The following is a 3,780-nucleotide window of genomic DNA, read 5'->3' on the forward strand; positions in this document are numbered from 1 at the left end:
CTGATGGATCCAACCCCTCCGCTGCTATAGTGCAGTCGGCTTCTGACGTTCAGTGCAGCCGTCTTCTGAAAACGACACCATGTGCAAACGATGTCAGAATAGAGTTAAATTTCCTATTGATTGACATATTCCGTCAAAGGTAATAGATTTCATCCTGACACTTTTGCCTTTGGAGGCATCTTGCAAGGTCAACGCATCGGCTATGTCCGCGTCAGCAGCTTCGACCAGAACCCGGAACGGCAATTGGAGGGTGTTCAGGTGGCGCGGGTGTTCACCGACAAGGCTTCTGGCAAGGACACCCAGCGTCCCGAGCTGGAAAGGCTGCTGGCCTTCGTCCGCGAGGGCGACACCGTGGTGGTGCATAGCATGGACAGGCTGGCACGCAACCTTGATGACCTGCGCCGCATCGTCCAAGGGCTGACACAACGGGGCGTGCGCATGGAGTTCGTCAAAGAAGGGCTGAAGTTCACCGGCGAGGACTCACCGATGGCCAATCTGATGCTGTCGGTCATGGGAGCCTTCGCTGAGTTCGAGCGCGCCCTGATCCGCGAACGTCAGCGCGAGGGAATCGTGCTGGCCAAGCAGCGCGGTGCCTACCGGGGACGAAAGAAATCGCTGAACAGCGAACAAATTGCCGAGTTGAAACGGCGAGTTGCGGCAGGCGACCAAAAAACCTTGGTGGCCCGTGACTTCGGCATCAGCCGCGAAACCTTGTACCAGTACCTGCGGGAAGACTGACCATGCCACGCCGCTCAATCCTGTCCGCCACCGAGCGCGAAAGCCTGCTGGCACTGCCAGATGCCAAAGACGAACTGATACGGCACTACACGTTCAACGAAACCGACCTGTCGGTGATCCGTCAGCGTCGCGGCGCCGCGAATCGATTGGGCTTCGCTGTGCAGCTTTGCTACTTGCGATTCCCTGGCACCTTTTTGGGCGTCGATGAGCCTCCGTTTCCGCCCCTGTTGCGCATGGTGGCCGCGCAACTCAAGATGCCAGTGGAAAGTTGGAGCGAGTACGGCCAGCGCGAACAGACACGGCGGGAGCACTTGGTCGAGCTGCAAACGGTTTTTGGGTTCAAGCCCTTCACCATGAGCCACTATCGGCAAGCCGTGCATACATTGACCGAGCTGGCCTTGCAGACCGACAAAGGCATCGTGCTGGCGAGCGCACTTGTCGAGAATCTGCGGCGGCAGAGCATTATCCTGCCCGCCATGAATGCCATCGAGCGCGCAAGCGCCGAGGCCATCACCCGTGCCAACCGACGCATTTACGCGGCGCTGACCGATTCTTTGTTATCACCCCACCGTCAGCGCCTGGACGAACTTCTCAAGCGCAAGGACGGCAGTAAAGTGACGTGGCTGGCATGGCTGCGCCAGTCGCCTGCCAAACCGAACTCTCGCCACATGCTCGAACATATTGAGCGCCTGAAATCCTGGCAAGCACTTGATCTGCCCGCAGGCATCGAGCGGCAGGTTCACCAGAACCGCCTGCTCAAAATCGCTCGTGAAGGTGGCCAGATGACGCCTGCTGATCTGGCAAAGTTCGAGGTGCAACGACGCTATGCCACGCTGGTAGCGCTGGCCATCGAAGGCATGGCCACCGTCACCGATGAAATCATCGACCTTCACGATCGCATCATCGGCAAGCTGTTCAACGCGGCCAAGAACAAGCATCAGCAGCAGTTCCAGGCTTCCGGCAAGGCGATCAACGACAAGGTGCGGATGTATGGGCGCATCGGTCAAGCGTTGATTGAGGCCAAGCAAAGCGGCAGCGATCCGTTCGCCGCCATCGAGGCCGTTATGCCCTGGGACACCTTCGCCGCCAGCGTCACCGAAGCGCAAACATTGGCGCGGCCTGCCGACTTTGATTTCCTGCACCACATCGGTGAAAGCTATGCCACGCTACGCCGCTACGCGCCGCAGTTCCTGGGCGTGCTCAAATTGCGGGCTGCGCCCGCCGCCAAGGGTGTGCTCGATGCCATCGACATGCTGCGCGGCATGAACAGCGACAGCGCGCGCAAGGTGCCCGCCGATGCGCCAACCGCATTCATCAAGCCGCGCTGGGCAAAGCTGGTTCTGACCGACGACGGCATCGACCGGCGTTACTACGAGTTATGCGCCCTGTCGGAGCTGAAGAACGCGCTGCGCTCCGGTGATGTCTGGGTGCAGGGTTCTCGCCAGTTCAAGGACTTCGACGAATACCTGGTGCCGGTCGAGAAGTTCGCCACTTTGAAGCTGGCCAGCGAATTGCCGCTGGCAGTGGCCACCGACTGCGACCAATACCTGCATGACCGGTTGGAATTGTTGGAGGCGCAACTCGCCACAGTCAACCGCATGGCTGCGGCCAACGACTTACCGGATGCCATCATCACCACCGCGTCAGGCCTGAAGATCACGCCGCTGGACGCGGCAGTACCAGACGCCGCGCAAGCCATGATCGACCAGACAGCTATGCTGCTGCCGCACCTCAAAATCACCGAGTTGCTGATGGAGGTCGATGAATGGACGGGCTTCACCCGCCACTTCACACACCTGAAGACCAGCGACACGGCCAAGGACAAAACCTTGCTGTTGACGACGATCCTGGCCGACGCGATCAACCTGGGTCTGACCAAAATGGCCGAGTCCTGCCCTGGCACCACCTACGCCAAGCTGTCTTGGCTGCAAGCCTGGCACATCCGCGATGAAACCTATTCGACGGCGCTGGCCGAGCTGGTGAATGCGCAGTTTCGGCAACCCTTCGCCGGCAACTGGGGTGACGGCACCACGTCATCGTCGGACGGCCAGAACTTCAGAACCGGCAGCAAAGCAGAAAGCACTGGTCATATCAACCCGAAGTATGGAAGCAGTCCAGGACGGACTTTCTACACCCATATCTCCGACCAGTACGCGCCCTTCAGTGCCAAGGTGGTCAACGTGGGCATTCGTGATTCAACTTACGTGCTTGATGGCCTGCTGTACCACGAGTCGGACTTGCGCATCGAGGAACACTACACCGACACGGCAGGCTTCACCGATCACGTGTTTGGCTTGATGCATTTGCTGGGATTTCGCTTCGCGCCGCGTATCCGTGACTTGGGCGAAACCAAGCTATTCATCCCCAAGGGCGATGCCGCCTATGACGCGCTCAAGCCGATGATTAGCAGCGACAGGCTGAACATCAAGCAAATACGCGCCCATTGGGATGAAATTCTGCGGCTGGCCACCTCCATCAAGCAAGGCACGGTAACGGCTTCGCTGATGCTGCGCAAACTCGGCAGCTACCCGCGCCAGAACGGCTTGGCCGTGGCGTTGCGCGAGCTGGGGCGCATCGAGCGCACGCTGTTCATTTTGGATTGGCTGCAAAGCGTGGAGCTGCGCCGCCGCGTCCATGCGGGGCTGAATAAGGGCGAGGCGCGCAACGCGCTGGCCAGGGCGGTCTTCTTCTACCGATTGGGTGAAATCCGCGACCGCAGTTTTGAGCAGCAGCGCTACCGGGCCAGCGGCCTCAATCTGGTGACGGCGGCCATCGTGTTGTGGAACACGGTATATCTGGAGCGTGCCACCAGTGCTTTGCGTGGCAACGGCACGGCGCTGGACGACACATTGTTGCAATATCTGTCGCCGCTGGGGTGGGAGCACATCAACCTGACCGGCGATTACCTATGGCGCAGCAGCGCCAAGGTCGGTGCGGGGAAGTTTAGGCCATTGCGACCGCTGCCACCGGCTTAGCGTGCTTTATTTAATGAGATGGTCACTCCCTCCTTCCCAGTACTATGCTGAGGACAGGCTTTCATTC

The 3,780-nt window shown here is 59.6% G+C and carries 2 protein-coding genes; both read left to right on the forward strand.

Annotated elements, in window-relative coordinates:
• Positions 1-180 precede the first annotated feature (180 nt).
• Entirely contained in the window at positions 181-738 is a 558-nt protein-coding gene (locus L2I46_RS28770; RefSeq protein ID WP_001162012.1) for a recombinase family protein, read from the forward strand.
• A gap of 2 nt (positions 739-740) precedes the next feature.
• Positions 741-3,713 carry a Tn3 family transposase gene (locus L2I46_RS28775; RefSeq protein WP_001138073.1) on the forward strand — a complete coding sequence of 991 codons (2,973 nt, stop codon included), beginning with the start codon at positions 741-743 and terminating at the stop codon, positions 3,711-3,713.
• Positions 3,714-3,780: the final 67 nt, after the last annotated feature.

Source organism: Klebsiella sp. 2019SCSN059 (genome assembly GCF_021739525.1).
GTDB lineage: Bacteria > Pseudomonadota > Gammaproteobacteria > Enterobacterales > Enterobacteriaceae > Klebsiella > Klebsiella quasipneumoniae.

Excerpts from the sequence above, each read along its gene's own strand:
- L2I46_RS28775 (WP_001138073.1), top strand. The coding sequence starts at position 741 with ATGCCACGCCGCTCAATCCTGTCCGCCACCGAGCGCGAAAGCCTGCTG.